We start from the raw sequence: 333 nt of genomic DNA, 5'->3' as shown, positions 1-333 counted from the left end.
GCAACGACCACCTCAACGGCGGCAACGGCAACGATGCCCTTCACGGCGAATGGGGCAATGATGACATGCACGGCCTTGCCGGTGACGACAAACTTTATGGTTGGACAGGAAACGATACCCTGCGTGGTGGAGACGGTAATGACCGCCTCGAAGGCAATCAAGATCACGATTCCCTTTTCGGGGATAACGGCAATGATGTCTTGCTTGGCGGCACAGGCAACGATCACCTCGACGGCGGAAACGATAACGATGCCCTTTACGGTGAAGCGGGCAACGACACCCTCAAAGGCGGCACGGGTAACGACTACCTCGATGGCGGTGACGACAACGATG

The 333-nt window shown here is 57.1% G+C and carries 1 protein-coding gene; it reads left to right on the top strand.

All coding sequences use genetic code 11. The features are described 5' to 3' along the window. On the top strand, window positions 1-333 hold a 333-nt coding region (locus A1OO_RS01570; RefSeq protein WP_017004551.1), incomplete at both ends, for a calcium-binding protein.

Origin of the sequence: Enterovibrio norvegicus FF-33, from assembly GCF_000286835.2 — a bacterium.
GTDB lineage: Bacteria > Pseudomonadota > Gammaproteobacteria > Enterobacterales > Vibrionaceae > Enterovibrio > Enterovibrio norvegicus_A.
This window is presented reverse-complemented; position numbering and strand designations above follow the sequence as displayed.